18 protein-coding genes are annotated in these 17,608 nt (G+C 54.0%); 12 read left to right on the top strand and 6 right to left on the bottom strand.

Annotation, left to right across the window (positions count from 1 at the left end):
- The first annotated feature begins 84 nt into the window (after nt 1-84).
- A complete protein-coding gene (locus tag MKI86_RS22285; RefSeq protein ID WP_241605463.1) occupies nt 85-1,644 on the top strand; it encodes a flagellar hook protein FlgE in 1,560 nt (519 codons plus the stop codon).
- Nucleotides 1,645-1,653: 9 nt separating this feature from the next.
- Here MKI86_RS22285 and MKI86_RS23980 read toward each other — a convergent pair whose 3' ends face one another.
- Both MKI86_RS23980 and MKI86_RS22275 read right to left on the bottom strand, forming a co-directional pair.
- On the bottom strand, nt 1,654-1,881 hold the full coding sequence (locus MKI86_RS23980; RefSeq protein WP_241605461.1) for a sunset domain-containing protein: 228 nt from the start codon (nt 1,879-1,881) through the stop codon (nt 1,654-1,656).
- A 127-nt stretch (nt 1,882-2,008) separates the two neighbouring features.
- Complete coding sequence (locus MKI86_RS22275) at nt 2,009-2,713, bottom strand: endonuclease NucS domain-containing protein (RefSeq protein WP_241605459.1); 705 nt, start codon at nt 2,711-2,713, stop codon at nt 2,009-2,011.
- 155 nt (nt 2,714-2,868) lie between these two features.
- On the opposite strand from MKI86_RS22275, the gene MKI86_RS22270 reads away from it, so the two are divergent.
- The 4 genes from MKI86_RS22270 (at nt 2,869) to MKI86_RS22255 (ending at nt 6,234) form a co-directional block, all read left to right on the top strand.
- Entirely contained in the window at nt 2,869-3,315 is a 447-nt protein-coding gene (locus MKI86_RS22270) for a hypothetical protein (RefSeq protein ID WP_241605457.1), read from the top strand.
- A 313-nt stretch (nt 3,316-3,628) separates the two neighbouring features.
- Nucleotides 3,629-4,405 carry a DUF2958 domain-containing protein gene (locus MKI86_RS22265; RefSeq protein WP_241605455.1) on the top strand — a complete coding sequence of 259 codons (777 nt, stop codon included), beginning with the start codon at nt 3,629-3,631 and terminating at the stop codon, nt 4,403-4,405.
- Between the two features lie 325 nt (nt 4,406-4,730).
- Nucleotides 4,731-5,576, top strand: coding sequence for a hypothetical protein (locus MKI86_RS22260; protein ID WP_241605453.1), 846 nt, complete (start codon nt 4,731-4,733; stop codon nt 5,574-5,576).
- 52 nt (nt 5,577-5,628) lie between these two features.
- On the top strand, nt 5,629-6,234 hold the full coding sequence (locus tag MKI86_RS22255; RefSeq protein ID WP_241605451.1) for a hypothetical protein: 606 nt from the start codon (nt 5,629-5,631) through the stop codon (nt 6,232-6,234).
- Nucleotides 6,235-6,268: 34 nt separating this feature from the next.
- On the opposite strand, the gene MKI86_RS22250 is transcribed toward MKI86_RS22255, so the two are convergent.
- Complete coding sequence (locus MKI86_RS22250; protein ID WP_241605448.1) at nt 6,269-6,937, bottom strand: HNH endonuclease; 669 nt, start codon at nt 6,935-6,937, stop codon at nt 6,269-6,271.
- Between the two features lie 326 nt (nt 6,938-7,263).
- On the bottom strand, nt 7,264-7,821 hold the full coding sequence (locus tag MKI86_RS22245; protein WP_241605446.1) for a hypothetical protein: 558 nt from the start codon (nt 7,819-7,821) through the stop codon (nt 7,264-7,266).
- Nucleotides 7,822-7,941: 120 nt separating this feature from the next.
- Between MKI86_RS22245 and MKI86_RS22240 the strand changes: the two genes are divergently transcribed.
- Nucleotides 7,942-8,382, top strand: coding sequence for a DUF6626 family protein (locus tag MKI86_RS22240; RefSeq protein ID WP_241605445.1), 441 nt, complete (start codon nt 7,942-7,944; stop codon nt 8,380-8,382).
- On the opposite strand, the gene MKI86_RS22235 is transcribed toward MKI86_RS22240, so the two are convergent.
- Together MKI86_RS22235 and MKI86_RS22230 are read right to left on the bottom strand one after the other, a co-directional pair.
- Nucleotides 8,377-8,946 (bottom strand): tyrosine-type recombinase/integrase, encoded by a 570-nt coding sequence (locus tag MKI86_RS22235; protein ID WP_241605442.1) that lies wholly within the window; start codon nt 8,944-8,946, stop codon nt 8,377-8,379. The two genes, MKI86_RS22240 and MKI86_RS22235, sit on opposite strands and share 6 nt — an antisense overlap.
- 374 nt (nt 8,947-9,320) lie before the next feature.
- Complete coding sequence (locus tag MKI86_RS22230; RefSeq protein ID WP_241605441.1) at nt 9,321-10,349, bottom strand: hypothetical protein; 1,029 nt, start codon at nt 10,347-10,349, stop codon at nt 9,321-9,323.
- Nucleotides 10,350-10,920: 571 nt separating this feature from the next.
- Here MKI86_RS22230 and MKI86_RS22225 point away from each other — a divergent pair.
- From MKI86_RS22225 to MKI86_RS22200, 6 genes are all read left to right on the top strand, one after another.
- A complete protein-coding gene (locus tag MKI86_RS22225) occupies nt 10,921-12,096 on the top strand; it encodes a hypothetical protein (protein WP_241605440.1) in 1,176 nt (391 codons plus the stop codon).
- A gap of 509 nt (nt 12,097-12,605) precedes the next feature.
- Complete coding sequence (locus MKI86_RS22220; RefSeq protein WP_241605437.1) at nt 12,606-13,673, top strand: HNH endonuclease; 1,068 nt, start codon at nt 12,606-12,608, stop codon at nt 13,671-13,673.
- A gap of 76 nt (nt 13,674-13,749) precedes the next feature.
- On the top strand, nt 13,750-14,652 hold the full coding sequence (locus MKI86_RS22215) for a hypothetical protein (RefSeq protein ID WP_241605435.1): 903 nt from the start codon (nt 13,750-13,752) through the stop codon (nt 14,650-14,652).
- 1 nt (nt 14,653) lies between these two features.
- Nucleotides 14,654-15,100, top strand: coding sequence for a very short patch repair endonuclease (locus MKI86_RS22210; protein WP_256465756.1), 447 nt, complete (start codon nt 14,654-14,656; stop codon nt 15,098-15,100).
- 4 nt (nt 15,101-15,104) lie between these two features.
- A complete protein-coding gene (locus tag MKI86_RS22205; protein ID WP_241605433.1) occupies nt 15,105-16,442 on the top strand; it encodes a DNA cytosine methyltransferase in 1,338 nt (445 codons plus the stop codon).
- A gap of 67 nt (nt 16,443-16,509) precedes the next feature.
- Nucleotides 16,510-17,226, top strand: coding sequence for an endonuclease (locus MKI86_RS22200; RefSeq protein WP_241605431.1), 717 nt, complete (start codon nt 16,510-16,512; stop codon nt 17,224-17,226).
- Nucleotides 17,227-17,608 lie beyond the last annotated feature (382 nt).

The raw sequence follows: 17,608 nt of genomic DNA, 5'->3' as shown, positions 1-17,608 counted from the left end.
GCAGGGGTGCAATGGCCGTTACGCACACACAAATGCGGCTTGCGGACTGCTGAAGCGAGAACAGCAAGACGTTGAGGGGCATCCATGAGCTTATACGGAACCATGCGTACGGGCGTTTCCGGTATGAACGCCCAAGCGAACCGTCTGAGCACCGTTGCCGACAACATCGCCAACGCAAACACGACAGGCTACAAGAAGGCCTCTACCCAGTTTTCCTCGCTGATCCTGCCGACGACCGGCGGCGCCTACAATTCCGGCGGCGTCACCACGGACGTGCGCTATTCGATATCGGCGCAAGGCACCTTCACCTACACGACCTCGGCAACGGATCTCGCCATCAACGGCAAGGGCTTCTTCATCGTCAACGGATCGGATGGTATCGAATATCTGACGCGCGCCGGTGCCTTCACCGTGATGGACGACGGCACGTTGCGGAACTCCGCCGGCTTCACACTGATGGGCTACGAATATTCCTCCACCGAGGATCCGACCATCGTCATCAACGGCTTTGCCGGTCTATCGGAGATCAACCTTGCGCAACAGGCGTTGAGCGCGACGGGCTCCACAAGCGGCATCTTGGATGCGAACCTGCCGTCTAATGCCGATGCCGGCTATGAAAAAGCTACCTCGCTCGTTGCCTATGACAGCCAGGGCAACGCGCGAATGATCGAATTCCAGTACACAAAGACCGTTGACAATCGTTGGAGCCTACAGGTTAGCGAAGGTTCATCTGGTTTAACTAGCTTCACAACAACGAGCGATGCGGTGGTGTATGGGTCGCTTGACGCGGCGCCAAGCCCGTTGGCGTACCCTGACTGGGCAGTCGATGAGCAGGGCAATAGCAGGCAGGTCAACTACACATACACAATGATTTCACCGACGAGCTGGGCTTTGGATGTCATCGACACCTCGACATCGGGCGTTATCGCCAGTCGGGTTCTGGATTTCGATGGTGCGGGCAACTTGACTACCGATCCCATTCTGCAAACGACAGCCTCGACCTTCGCGGGTGCAACGCTTCCTCCTATTCGCATCGATCTATCGCAGATCAAAAATTCCCCGGGGCCACACATTCCCGTCACGTCGTCCAACGGAAACGAAACAGGAAGCCCGATCAATATTCTCTTCGACAACAATGGCCGACTGATTGGCCCGGTCACTGTGCAAACAGTCGCCAACCTTTCCGGTGGCGCAATCCTTAACGGGCTCACGATCGATATTTCAGGATCAACCCAACTGGCTTCAGACTTCGACATCTCGAACGGCAAAGTCGATGGCAACTCGGCCTCCAAGATCACCGGCTACGAGATCAGCGACGACGGCGTCCTCTCGCTGAAATACGACAATGGCGAATTAACCCCGAAATACCGTATCGCCATGGCATCGGTTCAAAGCCCCGACAACCTGAAGCCGCTGCCGGGCAACGTTTATTCGCAGAGCACCGATTCGGGCGTCGTTGTCATGGGCTATGCCGACAACGGCGGTTTCGGCACGATCCTTTCCGGCGCGCTGGAAGATTCGAACGTTGACATTGCCGAGGAACTGACGAGCATGATCGAAGCGCAGCGCAACTATACGGCAAATTCCAAAGTGTTTCAGACGGGTTCAGAGCTTATGGAAGTGCTGGTAAACCTGAAACGCTGATGGCTTGGCCTATCGACCCGCCCTACGCCACCCCGCATCGCGGGCCTCGTCCTCGGTGCAGAACCAGCGTTCCCCGTATTCTCGTCGGATGACGGTCGAACTGTAATCTTCCTGCCCCCGGACGTGGTAGATGCGTTCGCCCGAGTTTATGGAGATATTGCCTTTGATATCGCAGGCCGGATCATATAGGGATCGCGGCACGAAGGCATAGCCGCCGGCTCCGAGAAACACGGCCATCCAAGTGCCAGCGACGATCAGCGGAAACTTACTCATAGGGCGAGAGTAAGGTGCACGTTTTTACGTCGCGTTGAAAAACACGTTAAAATTGTTAAGATGCTAGGCTGATGTCCCGTGTAGCGCGCGGCTATGCCGGGTCGATATCGTGAGCCGGGGTTACGCTGAAACTGACTGCGTATTCGAACAGGTAGACATTCGGCACGACGGTTCGCCCGTATTTCAGGTTGCGGCTGACGGACTTCGACACGATGATACCCGATACATCCTTGTCGCGGCCGATGGTCTGCTTCACCCACCCCATGTACCGAGCAATCTGGCCCAAAGCGCGGTCGGCGCTCTGTGCTCGTTTCAGCTCGAAGACGAAAAACGCGCCGGTCTCATCGACGGCCAGAATATCGATTGGCCCGACCGCCGTTGGATATTCGACACCATCCCGACCAGCCGGATCGACATAGATACTCAGCTTACGCCCGCCGAAATCAATGGACGACAGGTTTGAGGCAAGGAAATCCCGCAGCTGATATTCCAGCGAAAAGTAGGGAATACCTTCATCGCCATCGTCGCGGACAGGTTCATCGGCTCCACCCAACACCTCATCGACCATATCGACGCGGGCCGAGTGACCGGGGAAGATCATGCGGATTTCATCTGGCGTTTCCTGCATTGTCCACCCGGCTTGCCGAAGTGCCGCGCGCAATTGATGCGACGTATTGCGGGTGCCATCCATACCCGCAGGCAAATGGTCCGGGTTCTGCCGAAGCCATTGTTTCAGCGGATAGACTTCAAGCCCGCCGTCGTCCTTCGCGATCACCACGCTGTGCCGTTGAATCATGAATGCCCCCTACATCGTTCTGTGCAACTTAGAGGGATAGCCGCAACGGATTAGCTCTTGGTTACAGGTGGCGTCGAAAGACACTCTTTGCTCGCCCTTTTGGCAGACGGCTGTATCCGGGAAACACGTTCAACGGTTTCGGAAAGGATTACAGCATGTCCCACCTCAAGGCTCTCACGCTCACCTCCGCAGTCCCGGTTCGCGCTGCCGTCGATCCGGTGCAGCGTTCGCGGGAAAAGATGATCGCGGCGCTGGCCGAACAGAAGCAGATGGCCGAGGCGAAGATCGCCGGTCAGGCGTTCACGCCGACGCATATCGTGCGCAAGAAGAATGCCGAGGGCGTCCGCGTCGAGGTCGAAGCCCCCAAGCGCGTGCGTCAGGGCTGGTTCACCGACGGCAACGGCAAGGTGTTCTTTGCGATCCGCTATGCGGGCAAACCCATCGAATTCGCCAAGGACAAGAACGCCATCGAGGCTGGCGAGCTTTCGGTGCTGCCGAAGGTCATCGACACGCTGGTTGAAGCTGTCCGGGCCGGCGAACTCGACGCGCAACTGACCGCTGCCGCCGCCGAGCGCGGCCAGATGCTGCGCAAGCCGAAGTAAACTGCGTACTTTTTGCGGAGCAGGCATCCGAAGGCCATAGGATCATTCATGATCCTGGCCTTCGTGCGTTCCGGCCGGGCCGGAACGCTGTCAAAGAGCATCACGGACGCGCGGTCAGGTCGGTACGCTATGCGGTAATGTTTTCGGGCCTGACCGTATTCCTTGATGCTTCTGTGCTTCTGCCTGATGCGCGTTGCCCGCAAAACTTGCCCCCCGGAGCCCGCGCGCTGTCACTGTTCCTCCGGGCTGCACTTTGAACTCGCCCTTTGCGCCATCTGGAATTTTGTTTCCGCCGAAATCGAGCGGAGACCAGATGCAGCCCTCTTCAAACGACCATCACGACGACAAGCCCACGCAGGTACAAATCGACCTTGCCATGCTCTTTATGACCGATCTGCATGTAGGGTCTGAACGCCTTTACAAAATCAAGCGAAAGGGTACTTCCCTGAACCTGAGCTACGAGATCGACGGCGAATTGCACCACCGTAGCTATCTTTCGGCACTTTCATGGCGCGCAATCCTGCTGTTTGCGCTGAGCGATGGCAAAGCCGTCACCGTCCACGAGATGGATCATCCCGGTCGATATCGACGGTTATTACCGAACACCCTGCTTCGTCGTCTGCATTGGCATGCGCGACCGAATGCAAATTTCCCGCCGGTCACTCGGCTCTATGATCCCAACGGCAAAGCCGTCATGTTGCTGACCCGCAGCCGATTATGCGGTCATGCGGTCGATGCCCTGCATAATCTCACCGATGCTGGCCCGGTGTTTCAGTCGTTGTGGATTTCCGACATCATGGCGTTGCGCCCGATGCTCGGCATCGAATTCGTTCGCGACGAAATATTCTCGGCTTTCATGCCAATCAGCGCGTATCTGGAAGCTGCCGCGATGACCGGCGGGATTGTCGAAGAGCCGGAACTTGCCGAACTGCCACTGACCGGCAATGTGTCCCGGCTGGCTGCCCCGCCGTCAGCAAAAGCGGTTGCCAGCGTTTTCGACCAAGCGCGCAGGGAACATCCGGCGCTAGCGGGATTGCGCTCACGTACGATCTACGATGACTATCTGCTCTATCGCAGCAATGTGAAATGAGTTATGTCGAGAAAGTCAGCAGAGCGTCAGAAATATTCTTCATATATATGAAGAAGTTTATACTTATAATTTTAATAAAATCTCATTTCCAATATTAATCCATCATTATCCATTAATATACTTCCGGCTTTACAATAGTGATCCCTGTGATATTCCTTCGCCCGTAGGAAGGCACTGCTTTCCGACAGCCCTCCGGCTGTGTTCTTTGCAAATTGAATTGTTTTCACGGCGCTGTGCGCCGGGTTGCTTTGCGGGCTTCGATCATCCGATCGGGGCGTCACATCCAACTGGATGGCTTCGGCCACCGAGAACAAGGACGTTGCAAATGAGCGAACTTTTGAAAACCGCATTGATCACCAAGCCTACCGATACCGTAGCAGCACGCATCAAGGTGCTTGCCGCTACCGCCGTAGGCCTGGTTGACAGACAAACCAAACTCGACCTCGACAGTGCCGGTCTGTTTGCACAGACCGCGTTGTTCGTCCGCGAGACGCTGGGCGACATCGCGAAGGTCAAGGAATTCATCAATCTGATGAAGGCCCTTGACGTCAAGATGCCACCGGATCTTAAGAAGATCGCTGGCATGGACCTGACCGATAAGGAGAAATCCAAACTCGGCCAGAGTAACATGCTTCTGCCGATCATGCGGACGATCTTTCACGACAAGGGCGGTAAGCTTCGTTCCTTCGAGAACTACGCTTATCCGATGACCCAGTTGCTGAAAGACGAAACCCTGGTCTCCCTCGATCAAATCACGGACGCGATCAACAATGCCGTCCATGTCGATACGAACGGGAAGAAGACCACCGGGATCGAGGCGCTACGCAAGCTCGAACGCGCAAGCCGGGAAGCTGGCGGCGCGCGTGGCGGCAACAAGCCGAGTGAAATCCCCGTGAAGGTCAACTTCATGAAGGGTCGCACGACGCTCTCCAAGGAAATCGTCTCCGACGTTGCCTTCGATAGCAACGGCCTCGGCCTGATGGTCGTCAGGAAGGCAAGTGACGGCGGCGGCGATATTCTCTTCGGAGCCACCGATGTAGCCGGCCTCGTGGAAATCGTTGCCAAGGCATGGGAGAAAGTCAAGGATGCCTTTGAACTTGATCCTCGCTTCAAGACAGCAGATTTGCCGGAAGGCTTCCTTGCTGCATTGAACCTGAAGGCAGCGGCTTGAACATGAAATCGGGGGCGAAAGCCCCCTTTTTCTGTTTGGCCCGGAGGGACAAATGATTGATTTTAATCAATATGTAGCCAAACGCTTGCTCGCCGGCTGTACCAGCATCGCCCTAGACGAACTTGCTGGCGGTCAGACTGTTCATTCTACGGACATGAAACGCCTGCTCGGCAGCAGCTATGCCGCCTACGACGAGGAGGCCAAGACCGATCTTTCCATTTCGGCTTCCAAGGCTGCTATAGAATGGAATGACAAGCGTGATGACCTCATGCGCAGGATAGGCTTTGCGATCAATCGCAAGCAACTGTCTGCGGAAACCCGTCGGCAGTTCGTCAACGAGGCCGAACGGCTCGTGGAAAGCTACCGCGAGCGTATAGAGGGAACCCCTGATGAAGCGGCCTTCATAGTTTATGAGGCCGATATCCACGCCCCTGCCAACGAAGCTTATCAGGCGGCGCGGGAGGTCATCGAGGAGTTTCCGCTACCGCGCCTGAAAAAGACGGGTGAGTTCGGAGAAGATAGCTATCGCCGGGAAATCCAGCGGCGATATCTGCAAGACCTGTTCGGTGAACTTGAAGGACCTCCGGAAGAAGAGCCGAAAGGCGAAACCCGGTCATTCCTTTTGGACAGGCTGAAGCGTCAGGACGATATATGGTAAGAATAGCGGCAGGGCTTCGGTCCTGCCGCTATTTTCATTTTACGACCGCGCTTGCGAACACCGCCCTCAACGCGGCTTCATGCGCGGGATTTTCCAGCATCATCTGAGCGCCGGGGATTACCCGGTGCCGCGCGAATATCTCGCCCGGTCGTGCAAAGTCGTCCTCGCCCATGAACGCCGGATAGATCAGCGATATGCTATCGGCGGTCTGGTATCGGTTGCCGGCCGTTGAAAAGTCGCCCAGCTTCATTGCTGCGACTTCGACCTCCCAGCGCGGTTTCTCCACGAAGAAGTTGTAATGCCATTTGAAGCGGTATTGCTGTGTCAGACCGGGTATCTCGTAAAGGGCAGGATCAAAGCCTTTGTCCTGGCTTGCGTCCTCGAATTGGTTAGCTGCCGCGCGATCAACCTGCCAATCGGCAGAAGCCGCGCCGTTGCGCGCACTGTTGCAGTCGAGGCAGGCAGCAACGATGTTGGAGCTGTCGTCGGTGCCGCCGTCGGCTAGGCGCACGACATGCTCGGCAGTGCATTCGAAGCTTTGCAGATTGGAAACGGGATCGGTTTTGTGACTGCGTAGGGCTGTGATGCGTTTAAGCGCGTGATCTTCTGGCTCGAAAGCACGCTCCCACATCGGCCACTGGCAGTAATAGCAGCGGCCATTCTGTTCATTATAGGCGCGCACGCGCTTCGTTCGGAGGCTCATGCGCCCGTTGCTCCGTTGGCATCGGGTAGCAACCTTGCATGCCGGAGGCTAATGGGGAGTTAGAACGTTTCGTTTAGTTCGGGGGAAATTCGATCCGGACGGATCATTCGGTGGGATTTTTGATTGTCTTGAGATTTGAGTGTCTGCCGTCTTCGACCGTATGAGGGTCTGTGCAGTCGTTCCGAAGGCGTTCTTGGTTATCTTGAACCTTATCAGTTAGTCATGGTTTTCAACTGCCGCTCTGGGAGAGCAGCAATCGTTATGCCAATCCGTGCGCACGAGGGACCACCGGCGAGGCCAGGGTGGTGTCATTGCGAACGTATGTATCAGGCAGCCATGAACTGCCGGGTGAGGACGACCTGATCAGAGCTGAATTGCACGTTAGCCATCTCTTTCATGCAGTACTCGGCCACGCGATCCACATCGCAGATCGATTGAAAATTCGTGTCCCCGGATTGCGTCAGCCGGTTCCACTTCATCAGCGTCAGGACTTCGAGATCGCGGGTCTTCGCGGCCGGAAAGCGTAGAAGCCCATGGGCGTGGATATTCGTTTTGGTATGCTCGATGATGAAAAGACCATCCGTGCGCTGATCAGGTGAAACTTGGCTCCAATTCCGGCCGAGCAGTGCCCTGTCCATCATGGCGAGGTATTCACCGATCAAACGCGTCATATCCAGCGTCTTTGATATCTCCGACACCTTCGGTTCGCCCTGATGTCTCCACGTCAGCGCCTTGGGTGGTCCCTGATCCTTCTTCTTGCGAGCATCGGTCTTGACCGTGTCATTCGTCGTCAGAGTGACAAAGGCAGTCGGCTGCATTTGCAGTCCAAGCTTCATATAGGCGTCCCGCAGACGCTGACGTTGTTCCTTGTTGTTATGCTCCATGCCGTCCTCCTGCTGCTCCTTCAGCAGCATCGTTCCGATAAATATCTCAGCTATTTAGCGGTCAGCAGCGGAAGTCTGCGTCAAACAGGTCAGAACCGCAGGCTTTTGAAGGAGGAACCCATGGTCAGCGATATCGAATTTCTGGAAAACGTCTGCGAGCGTATGCAGCAGGTGGGTCTCGTGCAGAGCAAGGCCGAATTTTCAGCGCGGATGCTCGGCAAGGGGCCAAGCTATCTCACGTCAATGAGCGCCCGAGACAGAAAGGTGCCGGATGAGGTCATGACGTTTCTCGCCGGGCAACTGCACAACGATATTTTCGATGATGACGTGGAGATTTTACGGCTCAACGCCGAAGCCGAACGCCGCGAACGTTGCCGCACGCACCGCACCGACATGCTGGATTGGCTAAAACGGCACCAGACTACTGAGCAGAAACCGCAAGAACACCTGCCGACTTTTGCCAACTCCGCACCGTTCAGGCAACGGCTTGTCGGTTGGTTGCTGCGTGGACGTGTTGTAACGCATGACCTTTGTCGTGTTTCACGACAACTGCGGCTATAACAGATCGACCGCCGCCTTCATCATGTCGTCGCGCACATCTATGTATCGCTGCGTCGTTGTCAGGTTGCGGTGGCCCGCGAGTGTCATGATGACCTTCGGACTGACACCCGAATGTGCAAGCCGGGTGATGAACCAGCGCCGACCACTATGCGAGGTCGCCCCGTCGAGACCGGCACTCCGGTAAAGCTGTCCCAACAGCTGGCAGAGCGTGTTGGCGGAAAACGCCGTGCGCTTCTGCGTCAGCAGCAGCGGCATGTCGGCTGCGCGGTCTTCGGACCATTCGCCTCGGTGTTTTTCGATCTCCCGGCGCAGCTTGTCGTTCAGGAACACGACGCGCGCATGTCCGCCCTTGGTGACTTCCGCACTCAAGCGTAGCTGCTCGCGTGCCTTGCCATCGCCATCGATTACGTCGCGCACGGTCAGCGCAGCGATTTCGCCGACGCGCAATCCGGCGAAGTGCGACAACATGAGCGCCAGCCGGTTACGTCCCGCATGTTTCATCTGCGCGACCACCGCCAGCAGCCGCTTGAATTCCGCATCCGTTAAAACCCGAGCTTGTTTCATCAAAACCTCACGAAAGGCAGCGTTTCCATGCCGTTCGTTATGTTGCCGATGAGCAGCAAGGGCGAGACCCTGACGCCAACTGAAAATTACTCTACGAGATCAAGGCTTTCCTACTGTCTCACTTCCGAACATCAGGATTTGCAAATTTTATTAGGTTCGGGCCTCGGCAGGCCTGGAAAGTGACAGTTATGCGCCCGAAAGGAGATATTGTCGCTCCTTATCAGCATGTCGGCTTACCACCCCATTGCTGCCGTTTGGGGAGCTTTCGTCGTCCCCCGAAACCCACTGTTCGTCTGAGGCTGACGGACGGCAGAGCTGAGGCCGGTAGCAGACTGTTGGCTTTCGGTTTCTAAGATGGCGACATGGGCTGGGTCTTATTTCAAGCGCCCGTACGCTTTTAGGATGTGGGCAGTCTCCGAGCCGTCAATAATGCAATATTGGCGCGGTTGCCTAGGATCGTAAGCCAAAGCCTCTGCAATACGGACGACCGAATTCGCGATCTTATTCCAGTGTTGCACGACAACAAGGTTCACCGGTTCATCGAAAACTCTCACTAATTGATCACCGCGTTTACCCATATTTGCCGGATGCATTTCGCCCCGCACGGACGGACCTTTGAATATAAAGGCAGTCGGATGTGTTTTACCGTCCAATGTTATCTTGGTGGTCGTCAGGTCCGATTTCTCGCCGCCCCAGTCTTTGGGCACGTAGGGTTCGCCAATGATGTCAGCGAAGGCCTGCTTCACGTCGTCCTCAGGCATAGTTTCCAGAAGCCGTAGCTCTTCTTTGCTCGGTAGAGGAATTTCTCTGATTTTCGCAAATTGATCAATCATATTAGGGAAGACGCGGATACTTGATGAGAGGGACGTTGCAAAATATCGGTCTTCTACAAGCTCACCCATGACATAAGGTGAGACAATTACACTGTCTTCATCACTAAAATCGAAATGGCCAAGAATGAGCATCCTTCTTTTCTTGGTCAACACGGATATGGAGCTGTCAGAATAGTAATGCTCGTTGTGCATCTGCCCTGATATTTTGTATTCGCGGTCGCCCAGAGGAATGGTACCGGAGAAGCTGCCGTTGACTATTGGCTTACCTTTGAGTTCCAAGTCCAGGGCCTTAGATGCTCCGCGAAACGTGAAAACGCCCCAGACAAAACTAAGCACGCGTTCGTTGGCGATCTCTCGACGAGAGATCAAGCTTACCAAATTCGGAACCTTGCCTGAGTAAATTAGGCGTCTCGATGCCCTCAATGTGGCATCCATTGCGTCAACTCTGGTGCTGGAATTATTGTTCAACGATGTTTGGCTCGCCAACGGGAGCCTCTCTCCCGTGATGTCGGCAATACGTCGGCTATTCAAGTAATATGGAAAGAAACGGAATTCCTTGAGCGTATCCATAAATTTGGTCTCTGGTTGATTCCACACAGGAAAGCAGCAACTAGAGCGTTTGTCATCTGCAGTGCGTCAACTTTCGTTCCTTAGTGCACCGTCCGCCTTCGCTCAGATGAGATGCTTCAGAAATCGATTCGATTGGGCCGGAACGGCGAATATGGAGGCGCGTTGCAGCCGAAGCGCGGCGGCACACAAACGGCAGCTTCGCCATTTTGGTCGGCCGAAGCGGGCAGGGAGAAAGCCACCCCATCTCCGACATGTCCAAATCGCCTTGCAATGGCTGTTCAGGGCCAGAGCGGCTATTGCACTTCGAAACATCAGAAATTGCATATTTTGTGCGATTAGATTTTCCCTGCATTCCTGGGAAGGTGACAGTTATTCGCCAAAAGGAGACGTGGATCCCGGTGCTCTGCATGCATGGGCACTAAGGTCACGTTGACACATATCCACCTTCCAGCGGCCAAGCGAATGGTTTAAAGCACCACTTTTCGTGCATGAGATCAGAGTTGGTAAGATGATCGTTCGGTCCGCCTTCAAGTGTTCGACGTGTGATCAACCCCACACGATACGTATAGGCATGGGGCAGGAAAGTAGGCAGATTCATCGTTTTCCCTGCCGCCATTGCGGGGAGGACATAGTCGTCGCCTTGTGTATCGATTATGAAAAAATTACCCACTGGGTAGAACCTGTCGAAAATGCAGAATGGATTGACGAGGTGGGCGGCGCACCTATCGTCAACGTGGATGCGAATTTCATCGTGCCTATCCATCAGCGTGACAAGGATTTTGCATTCCCGCGCATGGACCAACTCCGAGAGCGGTTTGAGGTAGCAGAAAAAAACGGCTCCATCGTTACCGCTAGTCTTGAGGAGATAAATAGCAAAAAGTGGAAGGAGCGGCCGTTCCGCCGACCTGATTTCGAGGAAGAGTGGAAGCTTCTCAAAACCACATGGTCATTGCATCGTCGTGGCCGTGCGCATCTTATTGGCGATCGACTGAAGGCCGCATCCGAGATTTACTACGCGTCAGACCCGCTGAAATCTATCCAGGATTGGTTGTGGAGATTCATGCTATTCTTCAGCCAGCCAGCCTTCGAAGGTCCGTTCCGAGATGCCTTCGATCAGATTCGGCCATTGTTAGAGAGCAAAGAGTTTGAGCGGTTCCGTGAACACTATAACAAGATTTCTAATCAGCGTGGAGAGCGATATTTTGAATTGTTGAAGGCATACTTCGAAAGCTACGACCAGTTTGCCCAAGTTCACTTCGATGTAGTCCGTGGCCTGGAAATTCCAGATGGAAACATGGCCTCATCAGTTGATTTCGATTCGGTAAAGATGTTCTACGGCAATACCTTCGAAGCATTGTCGTCGAACATCGACATCATGGCGTACTTCGGTAACATAATCGCCGGAAGAGCGTTCGACCAGTTTCAAAGTCTAACGCTGAAAGAGTACCTTCGGCTAGACAAGCCAAGCAGGTTCGGACCCCTCGCCGCGATACCAGCGTTTGACGCCCTCTGTTTAGAACGTGACAACCAGCTCAGGAACGCATCACATCACGGCGGGACACGCCTAGATGCCGAAACCCAAATAATCACCTTCCAGTCAGGCAAAGGCGGACAGGGACAGACTCAAGAAATTGGCTTCGCGAAATACCTCGCAAGATGTGATCTCATATTCCTTCAGATGATCGTATTATTTCGACTCGAAATTATGATGTGCCAAGTTGCTACCGGCTTAACGTGGCCTATTTGATTGTCATTCCAGTGCCAGTCTCCAGCTACCGCGCGCTCGTCGGCGCAACCGAAGAAAATTGCTTTGCTCGACGCTGCTTTGGGCCGAAGGCGGCATAGGAATTTTCAGCGCTAGAAATTACACCTTAGCCTCCTCAAAAGTCGGCGAATTGCGGCTCAGAGATGGCCGCGGTAGATTGATAAGAAGAAAACTGGATCGCTCATGAGACCGTCAGTCGCACTCGGAAGGCACCGCGCCGATGTCGCTCCCCAGTCGGCCCTTTCGTGCGGCCACCCCACGGGTGCTCGGCTCTGTAGTCCGTGGTGATGTTGCAGATGGTCGCGATCTTGATATTCTTGTCGATGCCTACTGGGTGCAACGCTTTTGACTCTGGCGTCCTACAGGTTGAACTCCAAGATATGCTTGGTGTCCCAATCAATCTGCTCATACCGGGAGACTTGCCGGAAAAACCTGCGAGAAACTAGACAATCCCACAGTTGCTGAGCATGGTGGTTTAGATGAACTCCCCCATGATTCTTCTCACCGACGATGGCACTCCACTCAATGCGAAGCTTGAGCTCCATGAGCTTGGTATTACCTTTCAAAGCCGTAGCGGCACTGATCGAAACCGTGATTATCGGGTAGCTCTTGAGTTGCTATTGTCCCGTCTAGATACCGGAAAAATTGCTTACGAAATTTATCTTGATAGCCGGCCGGTACAAGGAGTTGAACTTGCGAAGCGCCGGCTTTCCTTTAATCGACAGGCGCCAATCTCGGTACGTTTCGATGAACTTGTGCGCGCTATGAATACAGGCAGTCACAGCCATGGTGCTTGGCGCAAGTTGCTGATTGCAACGCCTGGCACAAGTCCGGCGGCACTGCTGAGTGCCATTGGCGCAGCTAAAAGTATCCGCAAGTTTGTTCGATTACCTGCCAGAGAATTGCGGAAAGTTACAGAATTTCATATAGATAACGCTGTCCGGAGGCTCCTTGCAGGGGGCGAGGCTCCTAACTTCGCACCGTCCCGCGACTATGATGCCTTAACCGACGATGGAATTCCCCTTGCACCTAAAAAAATATTCGGTTTGGCTCTAGAGGAGGCGCTTGGGATAGAGGTCTATCCAGCTCACTTTAGCGCCGGTTGGGGGGAGATTTGTTTTGAGCTACTTGAGAACGCCGGCCTTTGGATCGTGCCCAAAAGTGGCGCTGCCGCTCGCCCTCGACCTCACCCCTCGCAGATTCAACAAGAGTTGAACGGCTTCACCCCAACCGACGAGGAACGAAGCTGGATTGAGGGAAATCCCAAAATTGTAACTCACTTAAAACGTGAGCGGCAGCCCGGCCTATCGAAACAGAAACTATCGGAGTTTATCGCAGAACACGGGCGAATTTTTTGCGAGGAATGCAGGCTCGATCCGGTTGAGCGTTATGGCGCTGAAGCCGGTGCGGCCTGTATCGAGGTTCATCACCACAGAACCCATATTGCGAAGATGCAACCTGGTCACAAGTCGAAAACGAGCGACTTGAAATGCCTCTGTGCCAATTGTCACCGCGTTCTGCATCGCAAGCTCGCGCTTGGATTATCGCCCTTCTTATGACCCGCCCCCTCCTGCTTGAAAATTCGCCTCTTTAGATAGAATCAGACTGCAGAACGAATCAATGAGGTGAATAATTATGGCCCGCGGAAGTGAAAAACCTGCCGTTTTCCGCGTTTTGTTTGATCGCCGATACAATTGGAAAACCGGATCTTTCACCGCTCATACAGTGACCAACGACGAAATTCAGGAGGTAATCCTGCAGCTTCGCGCGGATGAAGGGATTTCGCTGGCAGCAACCAATCCGGCAAACTTTCTGAAAGATTTCCTCAGGAGCAAAAATCGGAACGCTCATTGGCCGCAGGAAATCGCTGAGGTCGGTTACACAGCACGCCAGTCTTACAGTGAAGGGAGAGTGTTCGACTTTGTGCCGTTTTCTCCCGGCCAAACAATCCCATTTCCCGATGAGTTTGTTTTGCCGCCTGACGTTGTCGTACATCGGATTGAAACGATATCTCTCCCTTCCGCTGCACGAGCACTCGGCCGAGCGGACGAGCCATGGCTAACTCAAGTCTGCGTTCATCAGCGCGTTCTGGAAACTCACTTCGCCCTATTTTCTAATATAACGGTCGTGGATTTCCTTCATCTACAGAACAGCATCAAGGGCGTTCCTGAAATCGACGCGCTATTTCTGATGACATTCAAGACTGGGGCGACCCTACAAAAGGCGCTTGTAACATTCGAGGCAAATCGGGACGAGCCTATTCTGCCCGATCAGATCAAGTCACAAGTTGCGCTAATGTCTCATCGCACCAGCATAGAAGCTGGACTTAGCGATATCGATTTCATCGTTCCAGTTGCCGCCAAAACTGAGCGCATTGGGCCGCAAAGAGTGATAGCAGTTTTTGAGATGCAGGGCATACCAGTTGCCGATGGCGTTGCTGCCTACCAAGCGGAGGCGGCGCACGCCTTACCTTTGTCGATTACGCAAACTATAGCGTACCGACTGGAACCCGAACTCTACGGCATCTCCGGAGCGTGATTTGGTAGACACCAGAACACCCGCACAGCGCCGCCACATTATGCAATCTGTAGGTCAGAAAGACACTGGCCCGGAACTCGCGGTCCGACGTGCATTGCATCGGCTGGGATACAGGTTCCGACTACATGCAAAAAAACTTCCGGGTCGCCCTGATATAGTCTTCCCATCTCGCCATAAGGTTGTATTTATACACGGATGCTTTTGGCACGGGCATAACTGCTCAAAGGGAAAACTACCGAAATCTCGAAATGAGTATTGGATACCCAAGATCGAAGCCAACAAAGCTAGAGACGAACGAACCATAAACGCGCTAAGAGAAGCAGGATGGGAATCGCTTGTCGTCTGGCAATGTCAGGTTGCAGATCTTGATAGCGCGGTTGCAAGCATAAGGCACTTCTTGGGGCCGCCGGGAACTGCCCCCGAGGCCGCAGAAAAGTTTGCGGAGTAGGATTATGATCAGACCTATTGGCATCGACCTGTTTGCGGGTGCAGGCGGTCTAAGCCTCGGCTTCGAGCAAGCTGGTTTCGATATTGTAGCAGCGGTTGAGATCGACCCCGTCCATTGTGCCGTCCACAAGTTCAATTTTCCAAACTGCGCCGTGCTTCCTCGCAGCGTCACAGGCTTATCGGGGGAGGAAATCAGGGAAGCGGCCGGCTTAAGCGCTGATGCGACGGTAGATGTCGTCTTTGGTGGACCTCCATGCCAGGGCTTCTCCATGATCGGTCAGCGGTCTTTGGACGATCCACGAAACAGGTTGGTTTACGACTTCGTCCGGATTGTTACCGAGCTAGATGCCAACTACTTCGTGTTTGAGAATGTGAAGGGTTTGACAGTTGGCAGACAACGCAAATTTCTGGAGGAAGTCGTCGAGGCTTTTCAGAAGGCCGGCTACGATGTCCGTCTACCGTGGAAAGTTTTCAATGCATCGGAATACGGCGTTCCGCAGCAACGCGAGCGACTTATTTTGATCGGATGTAAACGTGGGCTGGCCCTGCCAGAGTTCCCACCGGCAATTACCCGCGCCGCGAACGGCACATCGGATCGCCTTCCAGCTGGGCCGAGCGTTGAGGATGCCATTGGGGATTTGCCGGACGCCGATCAGTTCGATGAGTTGGCTAACGGCGATAAAGCGAAGACAGTTAAATACGGAGAGCCTAGCCTGTATGCTGCTGAGCTCCGCTGCCTCACCAATTACGCGTGGCATTTCGGCTATCGAAGAAATTGGGATCCCGCGACTTTAACCTCTTCTTGGAGGACAGAGCATACGGAGATTTCTCGCCGCCGTTTCGCGGAAACTCCATCGGGAGAGAGCGAGCCTATAAGCCGATTTTTCAAGCTCGACGCGAACGGTGTATCGAATACACTTCGTGCGGGCACGGATGGAGCACGAGGTGCATTCACCAGCCCTAGACCGATCCACTACCGATATTCGCGCTGCATCACAGTACGGGAGATGGCTCGCCTTCACGGATTCCCAGACTGGTTCAGGTTGCATTCCACAAAATGGCACGGTGCGAGGCAGATAGGCAACTCAGTTCCTCCCCCGCTAGCTCGCGCTGTTGCAAGCAGCCTAATTGCTGCGATGGGCAAAGAAGCAACTCGGCCGGATGAAACCATCGAGTTGGGCGATGAAGCCTTGCTTTATGCAACGGTCAGCGAGGCCGCCGATCTTCTTGGGGTGGTGGCTCCGAAGACGAAGCGAGATCGGAATTCTAATATCCGGAAGAGGAAGCAGCATGAGACGGAAGCTGCGAGACTGGCAGCGCTAGAGGCACTTAGCGATGGCTAGGAGCCCTCGGGGGAACATATATCAAGAAATTATCGGCCGGATTTTCTCAGAGCGCTATAGCGATGGGGTGACTGAATTCGAGTTCGAGCGAGCAGATATTGAGCGTGCAGCAACGGACATGGAGGTGTCGCTCCCCAAAAACTTAGGGGATGTGATTTATGCCCTCCGCTATCGGAAAAGCTTTCCCGAAGCGATTGTTGCTACCCAACCGCCCGGAATGGAATGGATCATCGAAGGAGCTGGACGGGCGAGGTACAAGTTCGTCTTAGTTCCTTTAAACCGAATTCTACCGAGGGAGGAGCTTGTTACCATCGGGGTTCCGGATGGCACGCCTGAGATGATCAGAGCGTATGCTTTGGATGATGAGCAAGCTCTACTCGCGATTGTCCGCTACAATCGTCTTATCGATATTTTCCTAGGCCTTACCACCTATTCGCTGCAAAATCATTTGCGCACTACCGTGAGAGGCATAGGGCAGATTGAAATCGACGAGCTATATGTCGGCATAGACAAATACGGTTGTCACTACGCCATACCAGTCCAGGCAAAAGGCGGCACGGACCAAATTTCAGTCGTGCAGACAAAACAAGATCTCGCTTGGTGCGCACAGCAATATCCTGGCATGAGGGCTAGAGCTGTATCCGCACAATTTATCGGAACCGAGAAAATCGCACTATTCGAACTCACCGTGGAGGAGAACACGGTGAAGGTGGTCGAGGAACGACATTTCAAGCTTGTACCCGCGGCAGAGCTTGATCAAGCTGCCATTCGATCCTATCGATAGCAAAGCAAGAATCTAGCGCATTCATAGTGCAGCTGAATTGCAGAACACGAAAAAACAATAGCTTATAATCGTTGTCTTCCAATTCCGATGACGCGGATTTGCCGTGCTAAAATTTTCTGTACTGAGCTAATTTCCCCGCGACTGCCGAAGAGCGCAAGGTAGCGCAGTTCTAGTCCAGTTTCGAGCGCGTATCATATAAAACAATAGCTTAGAACCATGGATAACCAATTCCGATTCCAAAGGTCACAGGTTCGAATCCTGTCGGGTGCGCCATTTCAGAACAAATTGCAGCAGAAAACTCCTATGGTACGCCTCCGGCGTGGGCCGCCTTTTCAGTTTGATGTGAATGTGGCCGATTGTCCTTATGGACGTGAATAAGGAC

This window comes from Shinella sedimenti, assembly GCF_022601905.1.
Taxonomy (GTDB): domain Bacteria; phylum Pseudomonadota; class Alphaproteobacteria; order Rhizobiales; family Rhizobiaceae; genus Shinella; species Shinella sedimenti.
Note: the sequence above shows the minus strand (reverse complement) of the source record. Positions and strands in the feature narration are given on the sequence as shown.

What these genes read in the sequence shown, in the direction of transcription:
- MKI86_RS22260 (WP_241605453.1), top strand. Translation starts at nt 4,731, where the DNA reads ATGAGCGAACTTTTGAAAACCGCATTGATCACCAAGCCTACCGATACC.
- MKI86_RS22225 (WP_241605440.1), top strand. Translation starts at nt 10,921, where the DNA reads ATGGGGCAGGAAAGTAGGCAGATTCATCGTTTTCCCTGCCGCCATTGC.
- MKI86_RS22215 (WP_241605435.1), top strand. Translation starts at nt 13,750, where the DNA reads ATGGCCCGCGGAAGTGAAAAACCTGCCGTTTTCCGCGTTTTGTTTGAT.
- MKI86_RS22255 (WP_241605451.1), top strand. Translation starts at nt 5,629, where the DNA reads ATGATTGATTTTAATCAATATGTAGCCAAACGCTTGCTCGCCGGCTGT.
- MKI86_RS22285 (WP_241605463.1), top strand. Translation starts at nt 85, where the DNA reads ATGAGCTTATACGGAACCATGCGTACGGGCGTTTCCGGTATGAACGCC.
- MKI86_RS22240 (WP_241605445.1), top strand. Translation starts at nt 7,942, where the DNA reads ATGGTCAGCGATATCGAATTTCTGGAAAACGTCTGCGAGCGTATGCAG.
- MKI86_RS22205 (WP_241605433.1), top strand. Translation starts at nt 15,105, where the DNA reads ATGATCAGACCTATTGGCATCGACCTGTTTGCGGGTGCAGGCGGTCTA.
- MKI86_RS22220 (WP_241605437.1), top strand. Translation starts at nt 12,606, where the DNA reads ATGATTCTTCTCACCGACGATGGCACTCCACTCAATGCGAAGCTTGAG.
- MKI86_RS22275 (WP_241605459.1), bottom strand. Translation starts at nt 2,713, where the DNA reads ATGATTCAACGGCACAGCGTGGTGATCGCGAAGGACGACGGCGGGCTT.
- MKI86_RS22230 (WP_241605441.1), bottom strand. Translation starts at nt 10,349, where the DNA reads ATGGATACGCTCAAGGAATTCCGTTTCTTTCCATATTACTTGAATAGC.
- MKI86_RS22235 (WP_241605442.1), bottom strand. Translation starts at nt 8,946, where the DNA reads ATGAAACAAGCTCGGGTTTTAACGGATGCGGAATTCAAGCGGCTGCTG.
- MKI86_RS22250 (WP_241605448.1), bottom strand. Translation starts at nt 6,937, where the DNA reads ATGAGCCTCCGAACGAAGCGCGTGCGCGCCTATAATGAACAGAATGGC.
- MKI86_RS22245 (WP_241605446.1), bottom strand. Translation starts at nt 7,821, where the DNA reads ATGGAGCATAACAACAAGGAACAACGTCAGCGTCTGCGGGACGCCTAT.
- MKI86_RS22270 (WP_241605457.1), top strand. Translation starts at nt 2,869, where the DNA reads ATGTCCCACCTCAAGGCTCTCACGCTCACCTCCGCAGTCCCGGTTCGC.
- MKI86_RS23980 (WP_241605461.1), bottom strand. Translation starts at nt 1,881, where the DNA reads ATGGCCGTGTTTCTCGGAGCCGGCGGCTATGCCTTCGTGCCGCGATCC.
- MKI86_RS22265 (WP_241605455.1), top strand. Translation starts at nt 3,629, where the DNA reads ATGCAGCCCTCTTCAAACGACCATCACGACGACAAGCCCACGCAGGTA.